This window comes from Chromobacterium sp. CCUG 76385 (assembly GCF_059916625.1).
The window spans coordinates 52435-76298 of sequence record NZ_JAUCGU010000015.1; the positions used below are offsets into that span (position 1 = coordinate 52435).

Below are 23864 nucleotides of genomic sequence, written 5' to 3' on the forward strand. Positions count from 1 at the left end.
CGCGATTTTTGATTGACGATTGGGTTCGGCGAGAACCAAACCAACAGACAGAGGCAAATATGGCAGGTCACAGTAAATGGGCTAACATCCAGCACCGCAAGGGTCGCCAGGATGCCAAACGTGGCAAGATCTTCACCCGCCTGATCAAGGAAATCACCGTCGCCGCCAAGATGGGCGGGGGCGACGTCAACATGAACCCGCGCCTGCGCCTGGCCGTGGACAAGGCCAAGGCCGAGTCCATGCCCAAGGACAATATCGAGAACGCGATCAAGCGCGGCACCGGTCAGCTGGAAGGCGTGGACTATGTGGAATGCCGTTATGAAGGCTATGGCATTGCCGGCGCCGCGGTGATGGTGGACTGTCTGACCGACAACAAGACCCGCACCGTGGCCGATGTGCGCCATGCTTTCTCCAAGTACGGCGGCAATATGGGCACCGACGGCTGCGTGGCGTTCCAGTTCAAGCACTGCGGCTATCTGGTGTTCGCCCCGGGCGTGGATGAGGATGCGCTGATGGAAGCGGCGCTGGAAGCCGGCGCCGAGGACGTGGTCACCAATGACGATGGTTCCATCGAAGTGATCACCGGCCCTTACGAATTCACCGATATCAAGGACGCGTTGGAAGCCAAGGGCTTCAAGTCCGAGATGGGCGAAGTGACGATGCGGGCCGAGAACGAGACCGAACTGACTGGCGACGACGCCGTCCGCATGCAAAAGCTGCTGGACGCGCTGGAAGACCTGGACGATGTGCAGGAGGTGTATACCTCCGCGGTCATCGGCGAATAAGCCCGCGCCATCAAGGGAAACAACCCGGCCATGCCGGGTTTTTTCATGCCGCCGTGCTGCGCGCCGCCCCAGCAGGCTTGGGGCGAGGCCGCCGCAGGTGTAAACTGGTGGCTTGATTCGTTTCGACTACCGCTTCAGGAATCCGCCACCCTATGTCCCAGCCGCATGCCGCCCGCCGCCGCCGTTTGCTGACGCAGATCGGCGATGGCGTCGTTCTGTTGCCCACCGCGCCGGAGGCCGTGCGCAACGCCGACTGCCACTATCCCTACCGCGCCGATAGCCATTTCCTGTACTTGACCGGCGTTGCCGAGCCGGAGGCGGTGCTGCTGCTCGACGGCCGCAGCGGCAAATCCATTCTGTTTTGCCGCGAACGCAATCCCGAGATGGAGGTCTGGGAGGGTTTCCGCCACGGACCTGATGGCGCGCGCGAGGTTTTCGGCTTTGACGAGGCCTATGCCCTGTCGGAGATGGCGGAGCGGATTCCGGAACTGTTGATCGACCGCAGCCAGCTGTGGTGGCCGCTGGGCCATGACGAGGCATTCGACCGCCGCGTCAATACCTGGCTGGAAGCGGTGCGCGCGCAGGCGCGTTCCGGCGCGCGCCCGCCGTCGCAATATGGCGACCTGCGCGTGCTGCTGGACGAGATGCGCATGGTCAAAGACGAGGACGAGATAACCTTGCTGCGCCGCGCCGGCGAGATTTCCGCCGCCGGCCACATCCAGGCGATGCGCGCCGCCCGCCCAGGCATGAATGAATACCAACTGGAAGCCGAGCTGCTGCATGCCTTTGTGGGTCGTGGCGCGCGCTATCAGGCTTATGAGTCCATCGTCGCGGCGGGCGCCAATGCCTGCACCCTGCACTACGTGGCCAACGATGCCAGGATACGCGACGGCGATCTGGTGCTGATCGACGCCGGTTGCGAACTGCAGGGCTACGCCGGCGACATCACCCGCACTTTTCCGGCCAATGGCCGCTTCAGCGGGCCGCAGCGCGATGTGTACGAGGTGGTGCTGGCGGCCGAACTGGCCGGCATCGACGCGGTGAAGCCGGGCGCGGCCTGGCATGCGCCGGGCGACGCCGCGCTGCGCGTGCTGGCGCAAGGCATGCTGGACCTGGGCTTGTTGAGCGGCACGCTGGATGGCGTGATCGAGTCCGGCGCGTACCGCCGTTTCTACATGCATGGGGTCGGCCACATGATAGGCCTGGACGTGCACGATGTCGGCCAGCGCAAGCTGCATGGCCAGTGGCGCAGCTACCAGCCGGGCATGTGCACCACCATCGAGCCGGGCCTGTATATCCGGCCGGCCGACGATGTGCCGGCGGCTTTCCACAATATCGGCGTGCGCATCGAGGACGATGTGTTGGTCACCGCGGACGGCAATGAGGTGTATACCGCGGCGGCGCCCAAGACGATAGCCGAGATCGAGGCGCTGATGCGCGGAGAATGATATGAATGCGATGAACAGCGAACACGCCGACGTTCTGGTTGTCGGCGGCGGCCCGGTGGGGGCGCTGGCGGCGCTGCGGCTGGCCCGGCAGGGCCGGCGCGTGCTGCTGATTGAAGCGCGGGCCAGGGAGGCCGAGGTGCGCGACGCCCGCGCGCTGGCCCTGTCCTGGCACAGCCGCCAGCTGCTGGCCGATGCCGGCGCCTGGCCGGATGACATGCCGTCCACCGTCATCGACACCGTTCATGTGTCGCAGCAGGGCAGCTGCGGCCGTACCCGGTTGGACAAGTCCGACCTCGGCTTGCCGCACCTGGGAGCGGTGGTGGACTACCCGGCGCTGGTGGCTGGCCTTTCCGGCGCCTTGGCGCGTGCCGGCGTGCAGGTGTTGTGGCAGACGCGGGTGACGTCGGTGAAGAGCCTGAGCCAGTATGCCTGCGCCGAAGTGGAAACGCCGCTGGGCAAGCGCCTGCTGACCGCCCGGCTAGTCGTGTTGGCCGAAGGCGGCGCGCTGGCGGAAACGCTGCCGGGCATCCATCGCCGGAGCCATGACTACCACCAATGCGCGGTGCTGGCCGAGGTGGAAACCGAGCGGCCGCCCATGGGCGTGGCCTACGAACGCTTCGCCCACGACGGCCCCTTCGCCTTGCTGCCGCACGGGGAGCGCTACATGCTGGTGTGGACGCGCAGCCAAGACGACGCCGAGCGCCTGGTCGCCGCCGACGACAGCGCGCTGCGCGAGTCCTTGCAGCAGGCTTTCGGCGAGCGCCAGGGCCGCGTCTTGTCCATCGGCCCGCGCGCCAGCTTCCCGTTGGCGCTGCGCCAGGCCAGCCAGGTGGTCAGCGGCCGCGTGGCCTTGATCGGCAATGCGGCGCAAACCATGCACCCGGTGGCGGCGCAGGGCCTGAACTTGGGCCTGCGCGACGCCGTCGGCTTGTGCCAGGCGCTGGAGGGGGCCAGCGATCCCGGCGACGCGCGCGCGCTGAAGCGCTATGCCGCCGCGCGCAAGCTGGACAGCCATGCGGTGGTCGGCTTCACCCACGGCCTGATCAAGCTGTTCGACGGCCACCATCCATTGCAGAACGCGCTGCGCGGCATCGGCATGACCACGCTGGACGCGCTGCCTGCGCTCCGGCGCAAATTCGCCGGCCATCTGGTGTTCGGCGTGCAAGGATAAGCCATGCGTTACGACAAATATCAAGTCATCGTCGTCGGCGGCGGCCTGGTTGGCGCCAGTCTGGCATTGGCGTTGGCGCGCGAAGGCAAGCGAGTGGCGCTGCTGGAGCGGCGGCATCCGGATTTTGAGGCGTTGGAGCGGGGCTGGGACGCCCGTGTCTACGCGGTGAGTCCCGCCAACCGACGCTTTCTGGAAAGCCTGGGCGCCTGGCCTAGCATGGAGCGGGTCGGCACCATCGCGGCGATGGATGTCCGCGGCGACGCCGGCGGGCGCATCGAGTTTTCCGCCGCCGACGCCGATGCCGACGCGCTGGCCTGGATCGTGGAAAACCGCTGGCTGCTGGCGGCGCTGTGGCGTAGTCTGCAGGCCAGCGATGTGGAGCTGTTGATTGGTGCGGCGCAGGGCCTCGCCACCACGCCGGCCGAGGCGCGCCTGACGCTGGACGATGGCCGCGAGCTGCGCGCCGAGCTGCTGGTCGGCGCCGATGGCGCCAATTCCTGGGTGCGCGGCCAGCTGGGGCTCTCGGCCGACGTCAAACCTTATGGCCAGAGCGGCGTCGTCGCCAACTTCGCCTGCGAAAAGCCGCATGGCGGCGTGGCGCGGCAATGGTTTCTCGGCGATGACATCCTGGCCTGGTTGCCCATGGCCGGGAACCGAATCTCCATGGTGTGGTCCACTTCTGATTCGCCATCGCTGCTGCAGTTGTCGCCTGCCGAACTGGCGTTGCACGTGGCGGATGCCGGCGGCGGGCTGCTGGGCGCCTTCGAGACCTTGACGCCGGCGGCGGCCTTCCCGTTGCGGCTGATCCGGCCTGAGGGCGTGGTGGCCGAGCGGGTGGCGCTGGTGGGCGACGCCGCCCATACCGTGCATCCGCTGGCGGGGCAGGGCGTCAACCTGGGTTTCCAGGATGCCGCCCAGCTGGCCGCGCTCTTGCAGTGCGCGCCGGACTGCGGCGATTGGATGCTGCTGCGTCGGCACCAACGACAGCGGCGCGAAGCCGTCGCGGCGATGCAACTTGGCTGCGATAGCCTGTACCGCCTGTTCCAGGCCCGGCTGCCGGGCCTGCCCTGGCTGCGCAATGCCGGCCTGTCGCTGACCAATCGCCTGGCGCCGCTGAAGCGCCAGCTGGCGCGGCAGGCGATCGGATACTGAATTCCCACAAGGACACCTAAGCTGATGAAAACCAAATTGAAGTCGCTGGCGCTGGCCAGCTCCATGCTGATGTCCCTGGCGGCCTGCTCGCAGGCCGCCGGCGGCAATCTGGACGATGTGAAGAAGGCTTTTCTCAGCCATTTCCCCAATAAGCAGGTCAAGAGCGTCAGCGCCACCCCGGTCAAGGGCATTTATGAGCTGGTGGTGGAAGGCAAGCAGGTGGTGTACACCAATAGCGACGCCAGCTATCTGTTCGTCGGCGACCTGATCGACACCAAGAACAAGGAAAGCCTGACCGAGAAGAAGATGGCCGAGCTGTCCAAGGTGGACTTCAACTCGCTGCCGCTCGAATACGCCTTCAAGGACGTGCGCGGCAAGGGCGAGCGCAAGATGGCGGTGTTCACCGATCCGGATTGCCCGTTCTGCAAGAAGCTGGAGCGCGAGAGCCTGAAGGATATCGACAACGTCACCATCTACACCTTCCTGTACCCGCTGACGCAGTTGCACCCGGACGCGATGCGCAAGTCCAAGCAGATCTGGTGCGCCACCGACAAGGTAGGCGCCTGGACCGCCTTCATGCGCGACGGCAAGCCGCTGACCGGCCCGGACAACTGCGATACTTCGGCCCTGGACAAGATCCAGGCCTTGGGCGAGAAGCTGGGCGTCACCGGCACGCCGGCGCTGATCTTCCCGAACGGCCGCCTGGTGCCGGGCGCGATCGACGGCAGCGATATCGAGCAGCTGCTGAGCGCCAAGTAAATCTGTTCTGAATGGATGTGTTTTCAGGGGCGGAGCGACGGTTGTGAAAATCAGGCTGCGGCCCTGGAACATGGCGGAAAAGCTGCTGCTGGCGCTGTGGCTGTCTATGCTGGCGCATGCCGCCTTGCTGTGGCTGCCGCTGCGGCCGGGGCAGCCGAATGGCGGCGCGACGGGTGCGCTGACCGTGCGCGTGCGCGCCGTGGCCGTGCCTGCGTTGGAGAATGCCGCGGCATTGAGCGAGCGCGCCTCCATTCCCGCCCCTGTCTTGGCGCCGCCGCCGTCCCCCGCTTCGGCGCCGGCAGGCGCGGCACAGCAGAAACCGTCCGCGGAAGGGGACCGTTTGCGTTTGGGCGCGGACATCTATTATCCGGCGCGCGAGCTGGAGCGGCTGGCGGAAGAGCGCAGCGCCATCACCCTGCCCGATGTGGCCTGGAGCGGCTCGCAACAGCCGTTGACGCTGCTGGTCTTCATCAGCGAGACCGGACAGGTGGATGCGGTGCGTTTCGAGGGCGAGGCGCCCAAGCCTTTGGCCGATGCCATCGCCCCGGCTTTCCGTGCCGCCTGGTACCAGCCCGGCGTCAAGGATGGCCGCCCGGTCAAAAGCTACAAACGGATACGCATAGAGCCGCAAGCGGACCCGGCGCCTGCGCCGGCACTGTCGCGCTGAAACGCTTCATGCTAAATTGTCCACCGTCCCGGCGCATGCCGGGGGGCTAACACCACAGGGGCGGACAACCGCCCCGGATTCATCGACAAAGGAAACGCCATGTCTGATCTGCAGACCCTGTTTACCCAGGCCCAGGCCGATGTGAAAACCCTGTCCGAGCGTCCGGACAACCAGACCCTGCTGCAACTGTACGCGCTGTACAAGCAAGCCACCGACGGCGACGCCAGCGGCGAGCGCCCGGGCATGATGGACTTCATCAATCGCGCCAAGTTCGACGCCTGGGAAAAGCTGAAGGGCAAGACCGCCGATGCCGCGATGCAAGAGTATATTGACGTGGTGAACAAGCTGCTGGCCGACTGAGCCTGCTTGCCTGCCAGGTGAAACGGCGCCCAGTGGGCGCCGTTTTTGTTGTGTTGTCACCAGCAGCTGTTGGGTGTCGCGATCACCGCGCTGCTTGCCGTCAGATTGCTTTGATTGCCCTGATTATCGAGCTGATAGGTATAGCAGCTGGTGTCCTTGGCCTGCGCGCCCTGGGGCACGGCTTGCAAAATGAAGAGCGATGCCGTGGCGCTAGCGATGGATAAGGCGTACAGATTGTTGCCGCCGCCCGGCACGTAGACCGTGCCGCTGGCGTAGTTCAGCGAAGTGAGCTGGCTGGCGTAGGTATTGTTCAGCGTGTAATAGCTTTCCTGGCGCGTGGCAAGATCCTGCAGCGCGGTTTTGGCCACGCTGCGGTTGGACTGCTGGATGAAGCTGGTGTAAGCGGGCACGGCGACGCCGACCAGGATGGCCAGCACAGCCATGGCGATGACCAATTCGATCAGGGAAAAGCCCTTTTGTTTTTGCGGGTGCCGCATATCGCGTGTTTCCTTATGCCGTTTCAGCGCAATTCTATCCAGTTCAGCCGCGTGTGCAGGTCGAAAGCGGCTGGGTTGATTTGCGGGGGGGTGGCCACCGGGCCTCCGCTGCCGCTGCTGCCGATGATGAAGAAATTGTTCTGATAGCTGACCACGTTGGCGCTGCCGACCATATTCACGGCAACGCCATTGATGACATTGCCGCTGACACCGGTGAAGTTGCCTGCATCGTTGGAGTAGAACGAGGTGCGGGTGGCGCCGCCGGTGCGGATGTTGGGCGACATGGAAAAACTGGTGGCGGCGCTGACAGTGCAGGAGGCCGGATTGGTATTCGGCGGGATGGTGGTGTTGACCGTCATGGTGCCGAATACATTGACCGGGTTGTAGATGACCTGTTCGCCGCTGCCGGGCAGATTCAGCTTCCAGCCATAGCTGTTGTTGTTGGTGGCGCAGGCGCTGCCGCCCTGCCAGCACACGGTGTTGCTGGACAGCGAGCGGTAGCCTTGCACGCTGCCTAGCGTCGAGTTGTAAGAGCCGGTGACGGTTTGCGTGGTCAGATTGCTGGGCCTGAGCGTCTGGCCGCCGCTGACGGTGATCGAATTGTAGCTCGGCCAACGGCTCATATCCCAATCCCACACCCCGTACAGGCTTTGCGTGCCGCTGGCGTAGATGTCGGCGGAGGAGGTGGTGAACGGGATTTTTTGTCCGGTGCCAAAGCTGACCAGCACATTCGGATTGGCGCCGCTTGCGGGGATGGACGATACCAGCAGCTTGCTGGTAATGGGTTGCAGGCTGCGTGTGCAGGTCCCGGCGCTGACCTGGCTGTTGCTGCAATAGGTGTATTGGGTGGTGAACAGCGGCGCGGCGGCGCCGGTGCCGTATTGGGAGACGCTCCAGTTGGAGGGGGTGCTGTTGGTGACATCGAAGCGCCAGACATTGCCAAACAGGTCGCCGGCATAGATGTAGTCGGTGATGTTGTCGCTGTCCAGGTCCACCGCGGTGGCGTAGTAGATGCCGTTGCTGTTGCCGCCGCCGGAGGGGTCGCTGCTGGGGCCGCTGCCGGTGTCCAATTGATAGAAGGTGCGGTTGCCGCTGCTGTCCACCAGCATGATGAACAGCACGGCGCGGCCATTGGCGCTGCCGTAGCCGTTGCCGAAAATCACGCCCCATGAGCCGTTATGGAAACGGGTGATCACCGGCGTGCCGAAGGTATAGCCCAGATTTTGCTTGCAGGTGCTGCTGTTCTGGCAGCTGAGGTTGCTGGAATCGACCTCGCTGATGACCACATTCGTCGGGGTGCTCTCAGAGAAATTGGCCGGATTGGTCACATCCAGCATGTACAGCGCCTGTCCGCCGGCGCCCAGGCCGCCCACCAGCCAGGTGTGCCAGCTGTTGTTGTAGTACAGGTCGTCGGCTACGGGCGTGGCGTCCACATAGTATTGGTGGGCATAGGTGGGGTTGCTGTATTGCGGAAGATTGGCCAAAACGGCATTGGGCACGTAGGCGATCACCTCCTGGCCATCGTTGGGCGTGGTCGCGGTGCTGTAGTTGCCGCTGCTGTCGTTGGCTCCGCTGCGGTAGCCGTGCAGCATGCCGTCGTTGCCGCCGTTGTAGATGATGTTGGCGCGGGTGGCGTTATTGGTTTTGTACGTGCTGTAAGGCTGATTGCTGTTTCCATTCTCCTGCATGGTGAACGAGGGATTCAGCTTGTCCACCCAGGCATCGGGATATTTGTTCTGCGGCGCGCCAACCCATATCGGGCTGCTGTTGACGATGTCGCCCAGCACGCTGTCGCGCGCGCGGAACAGGCCTCGAGCCTGCGAGTCCACCTCGTTGCTGCGATTGCCGCGCAGATAGGCGATGCGAGCCGAGCCGTTGCTGTCGGCATTGCCATTGCCGTCGGTATTCAGCGCCGTTTGCTGAGCGCTGGACAGATTGGCCCACTGCAGGGCGATGCCGGAAGCCTGGCTGCCTGACAGGCCGTTCCAGCTCAGAATGGCGCGGCTGCTCTGCGCCGTCATATTGTTGACGCCGGTGGCGCTGCAATTGCCGCCGGTCAAGACGCAGGAGGCATTCCAAGTGGCCGTGCTGGAGACGGTGACCTTGCCGGTCGTGCTATCCGCCAGCAGCGCATATGAGGCAACCTCTCCCCACCAGTTGTCCGGGTGGTAGCTGGCGACATATTGCTGGGTGCCGGTCTTGACCAGACTGGTCGGCTGGCTGTTCAGGCCGCTGGAGCTGGCGGACTGGGTAAACGGCTGCACTTGGAAGCAGGCGATTTCGTGCACATTGCGGCTGCCGCCGGTGGAGCCGGCGAAGCCGAAAGTCAGATTGGTGGGCAGGGCGCCGCTGGTGCCGGTGGTGTTGATGTCGAAGCCGGAAATCACATTGACATAGGCGCCGTTGTTGTAGCTGTAGGACAGGCTCAACAGGTTGTTAGGCGTGATTTTCAGTTTGTAGCTGATGGGCACCGCCTGGCTGCGCGAGGTCGTGCTCTCTTTGGCCATGGGCTGGTTGCTGGGCAGCCGGTAAACGCCGCTGGTCGCGCCGGGAATGCTGATCAAGGGGTAGTTCGGAACGCTATTGCCATTATATTTTCCGGTTTGGCATACCGACTGAATGGTGTTTGCGTTGGAGACATTGCTGAGCACGCCCGGGGCGTTGGCCGCGACCGAACCCGAGCCGCGCAGCGAGATGTTTTGCGGAATCTGGCCCGGGCCGGTGGAAGTGTTGTCGCCGGCATTGGGGAAATTGCCGTACTCGTCCATGCCCAGGCCGAGAAAGCCGCCGATGATGCCGTTGTAGGGCGCGTTGTAGCTGTTGTTGGAGCAGCTGTAACCCAGGCTGCCGCCGAACGATCCCACCGCATTGGGAATGGCGGTGAGCAGAAAGAAGCTCATGCCGTCGGCGCCGTTGCGGGCGGGGCCGCCGGAATCGCCGCCGTAGGTGTAAGTGGTGAAAGTCGCCTGCAGGCCGCTGGTGGATGGAAACAGGCTGTTGTAAATGATGGCGCCGGATTGGGAGTTGGCGCTGTTGGTCAGGCGCAGCGCGCCATTGCCGTTGCTGTCCGGCATGCTGCCATTGTAGCCGCCTACCTGGGCATTGCCGCTTGGGTCCCTGGTGCCGCAGGCCGGAATCGAGCCGCTGCCGTTGCCTGCTGTCATGCATGCGCCGCCAAACACTTTCCAGCTGAGCTGCGCGCTGCCGCCGGTGAAGTTGTCGCCCACCACGATGGCGTGGGCGTGAATGGGCCAGAGCGCGGTCAGCAGCAGACTGAGCGCGGTGCGGGAGGCAGGAAAGCGCGAGACGTGTTTCATCGTCATTTCCCCAGGTTTTTGACGCCGGAGTACAGCGTGTAGGTGCTTTGCAAGACCACGAGGGAGCTGGTGTTGCCGCCATAGCCCAAGGTGTTGATCTGGTACAGCACCCCATTGCCGGCGCTATTGAGCCCTAGATACTGTATGTAAATTTTCGGTGGCTGGGCAAACGCGGCGCTGATGCTTGGGGCGTTGGCGGTCAGCGCATAGCTGTAGCCCGATGTCCAGGGGGTATTGGTGGCAGAGATCGCGTTGCTGCAAAGCGCGAGCGAGGTCTGCGCCGCGCTGCAATTTGTGGCCTGAGACGGGTCGGAATTGTTGTTTTGCAGCAGCCACCATTCCGCATAGTCGATGCTGGCCTGGGCGGCTTCAAAGGCGCGGCCTTTTTCGCGGAAGTTGCCGGCCATCCTGCCTTGCAGTCCGATGCTGCGCATCATGGCCAGGCCGATGATGGTGATGACGATCAGGATCATCAGCGCGGCGATCAGCGTGAAGCCACGTTGTCTTGCGCGTGTGTTGGAGGGCTGTTTCATAGCTGATTCATCACCCCAATCACCCAGGATACGGTCAAAGCTTTTGGATTCTGGGCTGACACCTGCACCTGATTGGCCAGCGGGTTGACCATGGTCAGCGTGACCTTGACCGAGCGCACGGCGGCTCCGGCCGGCAGCGCGCTGGCGCTGAAGTACTGGTTGGCCGATCCGGTGCCGTTGGTGTCCACGCCGTATAGCACGGTCATTTTGCTGACGCCGTCCACCAAGGGCTGGGCCGCGCCGCTGTTCAGGGCGCAGGTCAGCTGGTTGTTGTTATTGACGGCGAACTGATTGATGTAGATGGTGTTGCTGCTGCCGGTATTGGAGCTGCCGTTGCAGTTGAGTATGCCGTCGCCCGGCGCGGTGGCGAAGCGCACGGTCAGGGTGTCCGATGCGCCGCCGGCGCCCGATGTGCCGGTGATCGATTGGCCGGCCGCGAACGCGCCGGATGCCGGCAGGGCAGTGGTGGCGGTTTGGGTTTGCGGGCTGGGGTAATAGCCGGCCGATTCCACGATGGTGTTGATCATCGTCATGGCCGTGCGTTGGTTGTCCTGCAGTTGCGCGAGTCCGCTCTGGTTGCTTTGCGCCAGCTTGGTCGAGGTGAAGATCATCACCAGCACGCTGAGCAGCAGCAAGCCAATGGTGATGGCGACCATGACTTCCACCAGGCTGCTGCCGGTTTGCAGGCGCCGGCTCATGGGATCACCACCATCTGATACGTGGCGCTGGCGGTAGCGGACGCGTTCATGGCCGCGGCATTGACCTTGGACTGCTTTTCCAGCCAGGAAACCGTAATGGTGCAGGTGGTCGGCGCAGACGCGGTGCAGGCGATCTGCCCTTGGCCGCTCGGCAGCGTGCTTAAGAGCGAACTGCCCCACTGGGTGGCATCGTAGGCTGCCATGCTGCTTGCGCTGCAGTAGCTCGAGGCCGAACAGTCCACGGTTTGAGTCAGCGTAGGCGCGCCGGTTACGCCGCTGGCGGTCACGGTCCAGCTGTTGCTATTGGCTGACGATAAGTTGCTCCAATAGGCATTATTGGCATGCATCGCCGCCGCCATGCTGTCGGCGGCGATGGCGCCGATGCTGCGGCTGCGGGCGATATTGGTGTTGTTGATCGCCGCCGCCTGCATGCCGGCGATGCCGAGCAGGCCCAGCGAAATCACCACCAGCGCCACCAGCACTTCCAGCATGCTGACCCCGCCTTGGCGAAACGAAGCAAACGTATTCATGGGCATGTCATTCCCGATGGACTGGTCTGGCCGCCGTGCAGGATCAGCGGATGGCCGGATGCCTCCACAATCACGCAGTATGGCGTGGCGCTGGTGTTGCTGGTGCTGCGAATCACCACCTTGCCGGTATTGGCGGATGGCGCGTAGCCCATCCGGTTGAAGCAGAACGGCGTGGTGCCCGCCACCGGCGGCGAGGCGAGATTGGTGTAATTGGCCGTATCTTTGCTGCTGAAAGCCTTTTGCTTGCGCAGCGTGGTGCCGCCGCTGCCGTTGGCGCAACTAGTGCCGGTCGTCACGATCCAACCCACCGCCCAATTGGCGCTGCCGCCGGACGCATCGCAAGTCTGATTGTCGGTGGACTGGCAGACCAGCACGTACAGGCCTTGGCGCAGCGCTTCATTGCGCGCATACAGGATATCGCTGAACAGATTATTGCTTTCCGCCTGGATGCTTTCCGCCGCGATGGTGCTTTGGTAAGCCGGCACGGCAAAGGCCAGCGTGATGGCCAGTATGGCGATGACCATCATCAGCTCTAATAAGGTGAAACCATTCTGGTGGCGCATGGCGGTCCGTGGCGGCTTATTTTATCGATTCTTCCCCTACGCCTGATTATCCAATAATTTACGCCCGGATTGAATGGCGCCAAGCCCCATCGGTCCCGTGGCGGGCGCCGTTCGTCGTGTTGCGGGCTTCAGGCCCAGGCTTGCAGAATGGCCAGCAGCGAGGGGTGCTGCAATTTGCGGCGGCTAGCGCTGACATAGTAATGCTCCCAGATGCCATCCAGTGCGCCGATTCCTTCCAGACCTGGCGGACCATTGTCTTCGTCGGGAAGGAAGGGCGCGGGGCATAAGCCCAGGCCCTGGCGGGCGAAGGTTTCCATCAGCGCGTAATCGTCGCACTCTCCCACCACCCTGGGGCGCAGTCCCTGGGATTCGAACCAATGTTCCAACTGGCGGCGCAGCATATTGTCGCGGCTGGGCAATAGCAGCGGCGCCTGCCGCAGGCTGGCCGGAAAGCCTGGCTGATAACGCTCTTTCAACGCTGGATTGGCCAATAGCTGCACCGGGCAGCGCAATAGCAGCCAGGACTGGAATTGCTGCTGTTCGCTGCTGGCCACCGGGCGGTCGGCCAGCACCAAGTCCAGTTTGTGGCGGCCCAGTTCGCCTATCAGCTCATCAAAGTCGCCTTCGCTGCAACTGAGCCTGAGTTGTCCGGATTCGGGCGGCAGCGCGGGCTGCAGCAGGCGGCTGGCGATGTGTTTGGGCAAGACATCGGAGACGCCGGCCGCCAGTCTTTGTATCTGGTCCAGCTGCTCGTCGGCCATGGCCTCTTCCAACTCCGCGCCCAGCATGAAAATCCGGTCGGCATAGCTCAGCGCCAATCGGCCGGCTTCGGTCAGTTCCAGGCCGCGGCCCTGCTGGCGGAACAAGGCGCGGCCAAGTTGCCGCTCCAGCTTGGCTATCTGGCCGCTGATGGTCTGCATGCTGACATCCAGCTGCCCGGCGGCGCGGGTCACGCTGCCGGTGCGGGCAACCGCCCAGAAATATTGCAGATGCTTGTAGTTGAGATTTTCCATTTATTCGAAAAATTGGAAGTTTTAATCAGATTTTATATGATTTTTTCGATGTGTTGCATCGCCTACACTACAGCACGGCTATCGTTGCTGGATGGCTATGGATTGCATGAAACCATTTTGGAGACCAAATAATGAAACGGGTGATTTTGCTGATCGCCACCAATATCGCGGTGATGCTGGTGCTGAGCGTGAGCGTGCGCTTGCTGGGACTGGACCGCTTCGTCACTGCCGGCGGCTTGAACCTGGGCATGCTGTTGATGTTCTCGGCCGTATTGGGATTTGGCGGCGCGTTTATTTCCTTGGCGCTGTCCAAGACCATGGCCAAATGGAGCACCGGGGCGCGGGTGATCACGCAGCCGTCCGGCCAGACCGAAGCCTGGCTGCTGGTCACCGTGCGCAAGTTGGCCGACCGCGCCGGCCTGCCGATGCCGGAAGTGGCGGTGTACGAGGGCGAGCCCAATGCCTTCGCCACCGGGCCTAGCCGCTCCAACTCGCTGGTGGCGGTGTCCACCGGCCTGCTGGCCAATATGAATGAAGAAGAGGTCGAGGCGGTGCTGGCGCATGAGATCGCCCACATCCGCAACGGCGACATGGTGACGCTGACGCTGATCCAGGGCGTGGTCAATACCTTCGTCTATTTCCTGGCCCGCGTGGTCGGCTATCTGGTGGACAGCTGGCTCAAGCGCGACGAGGAGAACAGCGCCGCAGGCACGGGCATCGGCTACTTCGTGACGGTGATCGTCTGCGAAATCGTGTTCGGCATCCTGGCCTCCTTGGTGGTGATGTACTTCTCGCGCCAACGCGAATTCCGCGCCGATGCCGGCGCCGCCGAGCTGCTGGGCTCGCCGCGGCCGATGGCCAACGCGCTGCGTCGCCTGGGCGGCATCGAAGCGGATGGCCTGCCACAGAGCATGGCCGCTTCCGGCATTGCCGGCGGGCGCGGCGTGCTGGGCTTGCTGGCCACGCACCCTAGCCTGGAAGAGCGCATCGCCGCCTTGGAAGGCCGCAAGTGATAGCGCGGGCGATAGTCCGCCCATGAATGGATTGAATGGAGCAAGCAGTGATGGATTTTTTGATGTCCCCAACGCTGGGGTACCCGTTGTGGGTGTGGCTGATGTTCATGGGCGGCGTGCTGGCGCTGCTGGCATTTGATCTGGGCGTTTTGCAGAAGGATGGCCGTGAGATCGGCGTGCGCCAGAGCCTGAAGTTGTCAGCGATGTACATCGGCATTGGTCTGGCCTTTGGCGGCTGGGTGTGGTGGTACCGCGGGGCGGATGCCGGCGTGCAATATCTGACCGGCTATCTGCTGGAAAAGTCGCTGTCGCTCGATAATGTGTTCGTGATTTCGCTGATCTTCGGCAGCATGGCGGTGCCGCGCGCCTACCAGCATCGGGTGTTGTTCTGGGGCATCCTGGGCGCCATCGTGATGCGGGCGCTGATGATAGGCGCCGGCGCGGCGCTGGTGGCGCAATTCCAGTGGGTGTTGCTGGTGTTCGGCGCCTTCCTGTTGTTTGCCGGCGTCAAGATGCTGCGCGATGCCGACGAGGAATCCAAACCGCTGGAGCAGCAGCGTTTGTATCAATGGCTGCGCGCCAACTTCCGATTCACGCCGAGTCTGGCAGGCAACGCTTTCGTGGTGCGCGGCGAGAAGCATGGCCTGGCCGCCGGCTGGTGGGCGACGCCGCTGCTGCTGACCTTGATTCTGGTGGAGGCGGCGGATCTGGTGTTCGCGGTGGACAGCATACCGGCCATCTTCGCCGTGACGCAGGACCCGTTCTTGGTCTACACCTCCAATATCTTCGCGATTCTGGGCCTGCGCGCGCTGTATTTCGCGCTGGCGGCGATGGTGCATCGCTTCCACTATCTGAAGTATGCGCTGGCGCTGGTACTGGTGATGATCGGCGTCAAGGTGGGCCTGGTGTATCTGCATGATATCGGCCTGGTGGCGTTCAAGCTGCCGACGGCGCTGTCGCTGCTGTTGACTGTCGGGCTGCTGGGCGGCGGCGTGGCTTATTCGCTGTATCGCACCCGCCAAACCCAAAGCATTGGCTAAAGCCAGGAACCAATTGCCGTTAGCATGGTTCAAACGGAACGGGCGTCTGCCATTTTATTTCGGCAGACGCCCGTTTGTGCGCCGGCAGACAGGTCTGCCGACGGCAAGCTGGTCTCAATAATCAAAAAACCTTAGGAATAGTCTTGATGTCACAAGCCCCTCGATTGCTTATCGTTGATGATGATCCGGATCTGCGCGGTCTGCTGAGCGACTACCTGAGCGGTCAGGGAATGACGGTGGCCGCCGTGGGCGATGGGGATGCGATGAACCGCATTCTGGCCGAGCAGTCGTTCGATATCCTGATACTGGACCTGATGCTGCCCGGCACCGATGGCTTGACCCTGTGCCGCGATCTGCGCTCTCGCTCCAGCATGCCCATCCTGATGTTGACCGCGCGCGGCGATGAGCTGGACCGCATCATCGGCCTGGAAATGGGCGCGGACGACTATCTGCCCAAGCCTTTCAACCCGCGCGAGCTGCTGGCCCGGGTGCGCAGCATCCTGCGCCGCGTGGATGAGAAGCGCAACAGCAGCTCGCTGCGCGCCTTGCAGTTTGCCGACTGGCGCCTGGAACTCGGCGCCCAGCATCTGGTCGATGGCGAAGGCGTGGTAACGCCGCTGTCCGGCGGAGAATTCAAACTGATGCAGGCGCTAGCCGAAAACCCGCAGCGCGTGATGTCTCGCGACCAATTGATGGAAGCGATGAACGGCAAGGAGGCCGGACCGTTTGATCGCACCGTCGACGTGATGATAGGCCGTCTGCGCAAGCGGCTGGGCGACGACGCCCGCGAGCCTTTGCTGATCAAAACCATCCGCAGCGGCGGCTATATGCTGGCCTGTGAGGTGGTGCCGGTGAGATGAGGCGGCTGCCGCGAACCTTGTACGGTCAGCTGTTGCTGACCTTGCTGACCAGCGTGCTGTTGGCCAATGTGATCGGCATCGCCCTGGTGCTGACCGATCGCGAGCGGCTGACGCGCACGCTGCGCGCAGAATACGTGGCGCAGCATCTGGCGGACATGATCAATCTGCTGGATGAAACCCCAGCCTCCAATCGCGCCAAGCTGGCTGGCGCGTTGTCTTCTCCTATGGTGCAGGTGGTGCTCGGGCATCCCTGGCTGGATAGCCGGCAGACGGATTGGCCGGAGGCCAACAAGCTGTGCCATCTGATCCGCACCGATCTGAATTTTCCATACCAGATGCAGGTGCTGTCGTTCCGCGAAGACGAACCCAATGCGCCGGAAGGCTTGTTGGCGCCGTTCATGGAGCCGGGCCAGCATGTGTTCGCCCCGGACAAGAAGTTCTGGGTCAGGGCCTTGCCGAGTGGATTGGAGGAGGGCGAGGAGGAGCTGAAAATCCAGATGGCGACGGTGCAAGTCACGCTGCGCGACGGCGAGGTGGCTACTTTCCGCATCGGGCAGGTGGTGTCGCCGGAAGAAACGCCATGGCGGGTGACGGCCTGGTTGCTGTTGGTGGCCTTGGTCGTAGCGGGGGTATCGGCCTGGGCGGTCCGGCGGCTGACCCGCCCCTTGGCCTTGTTCTCTACTGCGGCGTCGGGCCTGGCGGCCAATCTGGATCAGCCGCCGCTGCCGGAAACCGGCACGCAGGAGGTGATCAACGCCACGCGGGCCTTCAACCGCATGCAAAAAGAGCTGCAGCGCTATCTGCAAACCCGCAGCCAGATGCTGGCCGGCGTATCGCACGATCTGCGCTTGCCGATCACCCGCATACGTTTGCGGCTGGAACAGTTGCAGGAATCGCCGTCGCGGCAGGCGATAGAGCGGGATCTGATCGAAATGGACCAGCTGATCGGCGATACCCTGGCGTATCTGCGCTTGGGGCAGGGCAATGAAAGTTGCGTGTTGCTGAATCTGGACGCCTTGCTGGAAGGCACCATCGAGGATATCGAAGCCCTGGGCGCCCAGGTGAATTACACGGCTTCGCCCGTCAAGCCGTTGTTGGCGCGGCCGCAATCCCTGCGCCGCTGCATCGGCAATCTGCTGGAGAATGCCCGGCGCTATGGCGGCGATGGCGTGATAGAAGTGCGTTTGGGCGAGCGCAATGGCAGGGTGGAAGTGATGGTAAGAGATCACGGCCCCGGCATTGCCGATGCTGACCTGGAGCGGGTGTTCGAGCCTTATGTGCGGCTGGAGGATTCGCGGGCCAAGCATACTGGCGGCAGCGGCTTGGGGCTGGCCATCGCCCGCGCGATTGCGCGCGAGCATGATGGCGAAATCCTGTTGTTCAATCATCCGCAAGGTGGTTTATGCGCCGAGTTGAATTTTCCGGCGCAGCGTCCTGCTTAACATTGATTGACAATTGCAAACATGGATTAGCTTGATGTTTTGATTGGGAGTGAATACAATCTAAATTGAGTTCGCTAGAGTTTGTCATCCCCAAGCTCGAGAGGATTCGGTCAAGTCTATCCTTCATAAGGCCCGCGTATGCGGGCCTTTTTTTATGCAATTGAATGTAAATGAAAATTAAAGCGAGTATTAAGCTTTATTAAGCAGCTATATTCGCAAATAAATTGTTCTTTTATGAATTATTTTGCCATGTTGCATTTTTGCTTCAGTGTTGCTTTTTTGATACTTTTTGAGAGTGTATGCTTGCGTTGTTTGGTTTTGGAAATTAGTATGTGATCGCTTTCTAAGACAAATCCAATAGGATGTGCACGATGAAAAAAACTCTGATCGCTCTGGCCGTCGCCACTCTGCCGGCAGCAGCATTCGCTGACGTTACCATCTACGGTACCCTCAAGGCAGGCGTGGAAAACGTTGACGCCGGCGGCATGAACAAGACCAATATCGATGACTTGGGCTCGCGCATCGGCTTCAAGGGCAGCGAAGATCTGGGCAACGGCCTGAAGGCCATCTGGCAGGTTGAAAGCGGCTTCGATATCGACGGCTCCAACCGTCAGAAATATGGCACCTTCGCCAGCCGCGAATCGTTTGTCGGTCTGGATACCGGTTTCGGCAAGGTCCGTCTGGGTAATCTGTCCACTTTCAGCGATGACAGCATGGGCATGGTGAACACCTGGGAAAGCTCCAGCGCCGCTCTGCAGCTGGATGCGTATGGCCGCGACGATATGCGCGTGAAGAATGCGATCCGCTTCGACACCGCCAATTACAATGGCTTCAAGGCTGCCTTCCTGTACGGCACCAAGGAAGACAAGACCGCTCAGTTTGCCGGCCAGCCGAGCGACAGCTCGCGCGAACTGTACAACCTGGGTCTGTCCTATGAGAACAGCGGCTTCTTCGGCAAGTACCAGTTCATTCACCAGACTCCGGTGAACATCGCTGGCACTCGCACCCAGTCCAACGACAGCCACCGTCTGGAAGCCGGCTACAACGCCAACAACCTGCTGGTGTCCTTCGGCTACCGCAATGACCGAGGCGACAGCTCCATCACGCCGCTGAGCTTCCTGAAGGGCGACAACGCTCCGGCTCTGGATGGCAGCAAGTACAAGTCGCAGGAATACGCGCTGACTGCCGCCTACACCCTTGGCGCCTTCACGCCGAAGATTTCCTACGCCCAAGCCAAGGATTACAGCAAGGATGGCGTCAATGTCGATCACACCGGCTACAAGCAGTTCCTGGTGGGTGTGGACTACCAACTGTCCAAGCGCACCACCATGGGCATGCAGTACGGCGAGGTCAAGGCTGATCAAGACATCTTCGCCAATGCTGACGGCGCTTCCGCAGGCAAGAAGCTGCGCGGCCTGGGTCTGAATGTGATCCATTCCTTCTAATAGCGCTTCGCTGGAGGGAATCGCTGAGATGGGCTGACATCGAGGCGAAAACAACAAGCCGCCGCATCCGTGAGGGTGCGGCGGTTTTGTTTTATGCGCTTGTATGCATTGGCAGAGCGCGATTAAATCGGTCTTTTGCCTGCGGAGAGCCATATGTCGCCTTTTCACCGTCTGTTTTCTTCCGTCCTTGAGTCTTTGCCATGGATGGATGCCGATATGGAGCCTTGGCAGTGGTTGCAGCATTTGCCGGAAATCCTGCGTCGGCAACGTTCGCGGTCTTCGCCGGAGGAGTGGATCATCGATGGCGAAACGATGATTCACCGCAGCGCGGTATTGGAGCAGGGGGTGATCCTGAAGGGGCCGATCTGGATTGGCCCAGGCTGCCGCGTGGCGGCCCACGCTTACTTGCGAGGCGGCGTCGTGCTGTGCGAAGGAGCGACGGTCGGCCCGGGCTGCGAGATCAAAACTTCCATCATCGGACCCGGCAGCCGGCTAGCGCATTTCAATTTTGTCGGTGATTCGGTGCTGGGGGCGGATATCAATTTGGAAGCCGGCGCCATTTTGGCCAACCATTGGAATGAGCGCACCGACAAGAGCATGCGTTTGCATCTGGATGGGCAGGTGGCTGTGCCGGAGGTGGAAAAGCTGGGTTCGCTGTTGGGCAATCATGTGCGGATCGGCGCCAACGCCGTGTTGTCGCCGGGCACGGTTCTGGCGGCGCATGCGGTGGTGCCACGGCTGGGGCTGGTGGAGCAAGACCGGCTGGACTGAAAACGCTGCTGGCCGGCCCCTTGATGGAGCCGGCCGCGGCGCAGGCTGCCTGGCGGACAGCCGGAAGGTTTAGCGGAAAGGCAGTACGCCGAATTTTTCCAGCAGGTAGCCGGCGGTCTGCAACGCGCCTTCCACCCAGCCTTGGGCATCAGAGTAGGCTTCGCCGCAAATGTACAATGACAGGTCCGTGGGTTGAACGATGCGCCGCTTCACTTCCCAGCTCTTGACGCCGATATTCCAGCTGTTCCAGCCGCCGCCGTATGGATCGTCCCCCCAGTCGCGGAAGGCGGCGTTGCGCACCTTGGGCGTATAGTTGAGGCTGTGCATCACCGTGAGTTGGCGGGTGACCTCCTCAGTCATCATCCGCGGCGCCTTGTACTGATGCCAAGTCAGTTCGTTGCGCTGCACATTGTCGTCCTCGCCGATGAAGGGATCGGCCAATGGCGCCACGTCCAGGCCCGCGCCGCGCGGCTGGCGGCGTCTGGCGCGCAGGCCGTCCCAGAAGCCGGTGTTGTCGCCATCGTCATAGCTGGCCAGCAGCATGGCGTGGCCCCGAGTAGCCGGCTGGCCATTGCTCTTGGGCCAGTAGTAAGTCTGGCGCACCGGCAGGTCGGTGACGGAGCGGCCGGCCTGCACCGGCACATATTTGCCGTCGGGCGCGGTGTAGCCGGTGTTGAGCCACCATGGGCTGTCATAGGTGGTGAACAGCTTGAACAGCGGCCGCGGCGTCACGCTGCCGATCAGCGGCTGGATTTCTTGCAGCACGGGGCTGGTGACGGCCAGCAACTCCAGCGAGCGGCGCGGCATCGCCAGGATCAACGATTTGGCGGCAATGGTGCGGCCCTTGACCTGAAACTCGAAGCCGTCGCCCTTGCTGATAATGTTGGAAACGCTGGACTCCAGCCGCACTTCGCCGCCCAATTGCTGGAAGAATTGCGCCAGCGTCAGCGGCACCTGCTGGAAGCCGTTGCTGAAGCCCTTGTACTCTGGGCTGACCCCGAAGTCGGACAGATACCAGGGAATGGCGTCGGCGGCGTTCCAGTTGCACAGTGTGGAGTCGTAGCCGCCTACATCCTCGGCATAGTGATAAGCCTCGCCGGTGAGCACGCGCAGCAGCACATTCCAAAAGCCCTGTTTGTACAGCGGCACGCCGCCGAACTCGGCCTGCTGCGCCATTTCGCGGCGCTGCTCTTCGTTGAGGCTTGGATTGGTGATGCCAGGCACGATCTGTTCGATCGCGTTGACGATCACGCTGCCGGCGCTTTGGCCCTGATCGATGAAATTCAGCTGGTAGGGGACTTTGGCCGGATCGTTGGTGAAATCGGCCAGCCGCAGGTAAACACCGCGCAGAAAGGCGATGTTCTGCGGTTCGTCCACCGGGAAGTTGTACAGCTTGATCTGCTGGTCCTGAGGCAGTTGCTGGTTGAGGTCGGCAATCAGCCGAGTGATCAGCGGCTGCACAGCGGGCAGGATGCGCATGCCGCCGAGTTCCGCCACCATGTCCGGGATGTCCGGCGGACGCACCGACAGCAGCCGGCCGCCGATATGGTTGCTGGCCTCGAAGACCGCGATCTTGTCATTCGGTCTTTCCTGTTTCAGGCGCCAGGCGCAGTACACGCCGGATACGCCGCCGCCAACGATGGCGATGTCCAAATTTTCGTCAGCCATGATGCTGTTTTCTCCTCGAGGTTGGGCGATCAGAAGATCACCGGCACATTGCCAGGCTGGCCTGACGCGGTTGCGCGCAGGCTGTCTTCGTTGTTGAAGTGGGCGCAGTCCAGCCGCGGCTGTTTCTCATAGCGGGCGTTGGAAGGCTGCAGGCTTGGCGTGGGCTGATCCAGGCCCACGGTGTGCATGTCCAGCACATAAGCCTGGCCGCTCAGCACATGGTCTATGCCGCGCCGCACCGCCGCGCGCACGTCTTCCGGATGGCGCACGATTTCGCCTTCCATGCCGCCGAAGGATTTGGCTAGCGTGATGAAGTCCGGCTTGGGTCGATGGATGCGCAGGTATTCCGGATCCTGCGTTTTGGCTGTCCATTCGTAGCCTGCCGCCTCGCCGTACATGCTTTCCACCTGGGTCAGCCCCATTTGCAGCGTGTGGTATTCATGGTTGTTGGTGATGATGTAGAGCACGCCCAGCTTGCGGTGTTGCGCGGTCCACCAGGTTTGCGGATAGAACAGCGAAGAGCCGTCGCCGGTGGCGGCCACCACGAAGCGAGTGTCGATTCCCTGCCAGCCGTCCTGTTCCAGCTTGATGCCGAGCGTGGCAGGCATAGACCAGCCTAGCGAGCCGCCGCCGACGCAGTAGTAGCTGATGGGTTGCGCCGCCTGGTCGGTGAACGGCAGCAGGAATTGAAACGGCGCGGGATCGGACACGGCCTCATGCACGTAGACAAACTGCTTCTCCAGCTTGCGCTCGGCTATCTCCTTGCGCAGCGCGTCGGCGATCACCACCGCCCAGATTTCGTCCTGATGCATCGCCTCGCGCAGGTAGGCCTCCCAATCGGCGGCGCGCTTCACGGCGAGTGCCTTCAGCTTCTGGTTGCGCGCGGCGGCGGCGGGCGAAGGCTGGTCGCCGATTAGCTGATTGATCAGGGGCAGCGTGGCTTTCAGATCGCCGAACAGCGCGGCTTCGCCGTAGTAGTTCTTGCCGATGTCCCAGGTGTTGTTGCTGAGGTAGACCTGGGTGACATGCGGCGGAATCAGCGGACCGTCGCTGTACTTGTAGACCGTGATCTGGGCCTGGTTGCTGAAGCCGCACAGGAAGGCGACGTCGTGGTCTTTGAATACTTGTTGCACGCCGGCTTGACTGCCGGGCAGCTCGCCTTGCCAGTGGTAGTCGTTGTTGGGAAAGTTGGCCAGGCTGCTGAAGGTTTGCTGCAGCACCGGGGCGCCTAGCAGTTCAGCTATCCGCTGCAGTTCCGGCCAGGCTTCGGCGTAGCCGGCGGCATCCCCGGTGACGATGAGGGGATTCTTGGCTTCGCGCAGCAACTTGGCAGCCTGTTCAATCGCTTGGGTGTCTGCGGTGAAGTGCGGCGAGATCTGCGTGACGCCCTTGATGCGGTCATTGTCGCCAATGCGCCGCATGGTGAACTCCCATGGAATGGCGACGAACACCGGGCCGTTCGGCGGCGCCATCGCTTCCTTGAAGGCGCGTTGCAGCACCATGGGAAACTCTTGCTCAGTGCGTACCTCATGCGCCCACTTGGTGTATTGGCGCGCCAGATCCACCAGATTGGACGCCAGCAACGGTTCTTGGGTGACCAGTTCGTTTTGCTGCTGGCAGCACAAGATCACCAGCGGAGCCTGCGAACGCCAGGCGTTGAACAGGTTGCCTATGCTGTGGGCGATGCCGGGCGTGACGTGCACCACCAGCACGCCGGGCTTGCCGGTCATCCGCGCGGATCCCATCGCCGCGCCGATGGCGATGTTTTCATGCAGGCATTCGATGTACTCCACTTGGTTTTCCGGGTAGGAAGTGCCATCGATGATGGGAATCTCATTGGTGCCCGGCACGCCGAAAATCCGGTGTATGCCCAGTTGGCTCAGGATGTCGAACACGTAATCCCGGGCCCAGCGTTTTTGACCAGTTGGCGCGTCCATGCTCATGTTTTCCTCCCGCGTGAAAATGTGAACCGCTATGTGTGTGGTAATGCAGCGGGGAGGGAAATGAAACGAAAGAGGACTTGTCGGATAAATAGGCACAGCGGCGGCATTGCAGGAATGGCGCGCTTAATTGAGTGATTTTTAATGAGAAATCTGCAGAGCTGCGGATGGGCTAAGTGTGAATACTGCCCG

22 protein-coding genes are annotated in these 23864 nt (G+C 62.3%); 13 read left to right on the plus strand and 9 right to left on the minus strand.

Annotated elements, in window-relative coordinates; translation table 11 throughout:
• Nucleotides 1-59: 59 nt before the first annotated feature.
• The 7 genes from QUG01_RS11570 to QUG01_RS11600 all read left to right on the plus strand — a co-directional run bounded on the left by QUG01_RS11570 (nucleotide 60) and on the right by QUG01_RS11600 (nucleotide 6342).
• Complete coding sequence (locus QUG01_RS11570) at nucleotides 60-785, plus strand: YebC/PmpR family DNA-binding transcriptional regulator (protein ID WP_103321942.1); 726 nt, start codon at nucleotides 60-62, stop codon at nucleotides 783-785.
• 152 nt (nucleotides 786-937) lie between these two features.
• On the plus strand, nucleotides 938-2233 hold the full coding sequence (locus tag QUG01_RS11575; RefSeq protein WP_500830277.1) for an aminopeptidase P N-terminal domain-containing protein: 1296 nt from the start codon (nucleotides 938-940) through the stop codon (nucleotides 2231-2233).
• 1 nt (nucleotide 2234) lies between these two features.
• Entirely contained in the window at nucleotides 2235-3404 is a 1170-nt protein-coding gene (locus QUG01_RS11580) for an FAD-dependent oxidoreductase (RefSeq protein ID WP_500830278.1), read from the plus strand.
• Nucleotides 3405-3407: 3 nt separating this feature from the next.
• Nucleotides 3408-4556, plus strand: coding sequence for a UbiH/UbiF family hydroxylase (locus tag QUG01_RS11585; protein ID WP_500830279.1), 1149 nt, complete (start codon nucleotides 3408-3410; stop codon nucleotides 4554-4556).
• 24 nt (nucleotides 4557-4580) lie between these two features.
• Nucleotides 4581-5315: a DsbC family protein gene (locus QUG01_RS11590; RefSeq protein WP_043628522.1), complete on the plus strand. Its 735-nt coding sequence runs from the start codon at nucleotides 4581-4583 to the stop codon at nucleotides 5313-5315.
• Nucleotides 5316-5358: 43 nt separating this feature from the next.
• Nucleotides 5359-5982, plus strand: a complete 624-nt coding sequence (locus QUG01_RS11595; RefSeq protein ID WP_500830280.1) for a hypothetical protein — start codon at nucleotides 5359-5361, stop codon at nucleotides 5980-5982.
• A 99-nt stretch (nucleotides 5983-6081) separates the two neighbouring features.
• Entirely contained in the window at nucleotides 6082-6342 is a 261-nt protein-coding gene (locus QUG01_RS11600; protein WP_500830281.1) for an acyl-CoA-binding protein, read from the plus strand.
• Between the two features lie 56 nt (nucleotides 6343-6398).
• Here QUG01_RS11600 and QUG01_RS11605 read toward each other — a convergent pair whose 3' ends face one another.
• From QUG01_RS11605 to nhaR, 7 genes are all read right to left on the minus strand, one after another.
• Complete coding sequence (locus tag QUG01_RS11605; protein WP_500830282.1) at nucleotides 6399-6839, minus strand: type IV pilin protein; 441 nt, start codon at nucleotides 6837-6839, stop codon at nucleotides 6399-6401.
• Between the two features lie 23 nt (nucleotides 6840-6862).
• Nucleotides 6863-10156: a pilus assembly protein gene (locus tag QUG01_RS11610; protein ID WP_500830283.1), complete on the minus strand. Its 3294-nt coding sequence runs from the start codon at nucleotides 10154-10156 to the stop codon at nucleotides 6863-6865.
• Between the two features lie 2 nt (nucleotides 10157-10158).
• Nucleotides 10159-10689, minus strand: coding sequence for a pilus assembly PilX family protein (locus QUG01_RS11615; protein ID WP_500830284.1), 531 nt, complete (start codon nucleotides 10687-10689; stop codon nucleotides 10159-10161).
• Nucleotides 10686-11387 (minus strand): PilW family protein, encoded by a 702-nt coding sequence (locus tag QUG01_RS11620; protein WP_500830285.1) that lies wholly within the window; start codon nucleotides 11385-11387, stop codon nucleotides 10686-10688. The genes QUG01_RS11615 and QUG01_RS11620 overlap by 4 nt, the downstream gene beginning before the upstream one ends.
• Nucleotides 11384-11917, minus strand: coding sequence for a type IV pilus modification protein PilV (gene pilV / locus QUG01_RS11625; RefSeq protein WP_500830286.1), 534 nt, complete (start codon nucleotides 11915-11917; stop codon nucleotides 11384-11386). Before pilV ends, QUG01_RS11620 begins: the two co-directional genes overlap by 4 nt.
• Complete coding sequence (locus tag QUG01_RS11630) at nucleotides 11914-12480, minus strand: GspH/FimT family pseudopilin (protein WP_500830287.1); 567 nt, start codon at nucleotides 12478-12480, stop codon at nucleotides 11914-11916. Before QUG01_RS11630 ends, pilV begins: the two co-directional genes overlap by 4 nt.
• Before the next feature lie 128 nt (nucleotides 12481-12608).
• Nucleotides 12609-13493, minus strand: coding sequence for a transcriptional activator NhaR (gene nhaR / locus QUG01_RS11635; protein ID WP_500830288.1), 885 nt, complete (start codon nucleotides 13491-13493; stop codon nucleotides 12609-12611).
• Between the two features lie 131 nt (nucleotides 13494-13624).
• Here nhaR and htpX point away from each other — a divergent pair, with 131 nt between their 5' ends.
• The 6 genes from htpX to QUG01_RS11665 all read left to right on the plus strand — a co-directional run bounded on the left by htpX (nucleotide 13625) and on the right by QUG01_RS11665 (nucleotide 20064).
• Nucleotides 13625-14506: a protease HtpX gene (gene htpX, locus QUG01_RS11640; RefSeq protein ID WP_500830289.1), complete on the plus strand. Its 882-nt coding sequence runs from the start codon at nucleotides 13625-13627 to the stop codon at nucleotides 14504-14506.
• Between the two features lie 62 nt (nucleotides 14507-14568).
• Nucleotides 14569-15546, plus strand: a complete 978-nt coding sequence (locus QUG01_RS11645) for a TerC family protein (protein ID WP_500830290.1) — start codon at nucleotides 14569-14571, stop codon at nucleotides 15544-15546.
• 146 nt (nucleotides 15547-15692) lie between these two features.
• A complete protein-coding gene (locus QUG01_RS11650) occupies nucleotides 15693-16406 on the plus strand; it encodes a response regulator (RefSeq protein WP_043626446.1) in 714 nt (237 codons plus the stop codon).
• Nucleotides 16403-17848 carry an ATP-binding protein gene (locus tag QUG01_RS11655; RefSeq protein WP_500830291.1) on the plus strand — a complete coding sequence of 482 codons (1446 nt, stop codon included), beginning with the start codon at nucleotides 16403-16405 and terminating at the stop codon, nucleotides 17846-17848. The genes QUG01_RS11650 and QUG01_RS11655 overlap by 4 nt, the downstream gene beginning before the upstream one ends.
• A gap of 371 nt (nucleotides 17849-18219) precedes the next feature.
• Nucleotides 18220-19293 carry a porin gene (locus tag QUG01_RS11660; RefSeq protein ID WP_500830292.1) on the plus strand — a complete coding sequence of 358 codons (1074 nt, stop codon included), beginning with the start codon at nucleotides 18220-18222 and terminating at the stop codon, nucleotides 19291-19293.
• Nucleotides 19294-19509: 216 nt separating this feature from the next.
• The gene (locus tag QUG01_RS11665) at nucleotides 19510-20064 is read left to right on the plus strand and encodes an LbetaH domain-containing protein (protein WP_500830293.1); all 555 of its coding nucleotides are present in this window, start codon (nucleotides 19510-19512) and stop codon (nucleotides 20062-20064) included.
• Between the two features lie 69 nt (nucleotides 20065-20133).
• Here QUG01_RS11665 and QUG01_RS11670 read toward each other — a convergent pair whose 3' ends face one another.
• Together QUG01_RS11670 and QUG01_RS11675 are read right to left on the minus strand one after the other, a co-directional pair.
• Nucleotides 20134-21732: a flavin monoamine oxidase family protein gene (locus QUG01_RS11670; RefSeq protein ID WP_500830294.1), complete on the minus strand. Its 1599-nt coding sequence runs from the start codon at nucleotides 21730-21732 to the stop codon at nucleotides 20134-20136.
• A gap of 29 nt (nucleotides 21733-21761) precedes the next feature.
• On the minus strand, nucleotides 21762-23669 hold the full coding sequence (locus tag QUG01_RS11675; protein ID WP_500830295.1) for a thiamine pyrophosphate-binding protein: 1908 nt from the start codon (nucleotides 23667-23669) through the stop codon (nucleotides 21762-21764).
• Between the last annotated feature and the right edge of the window lie 195 nt (nucleotides 23670-23864).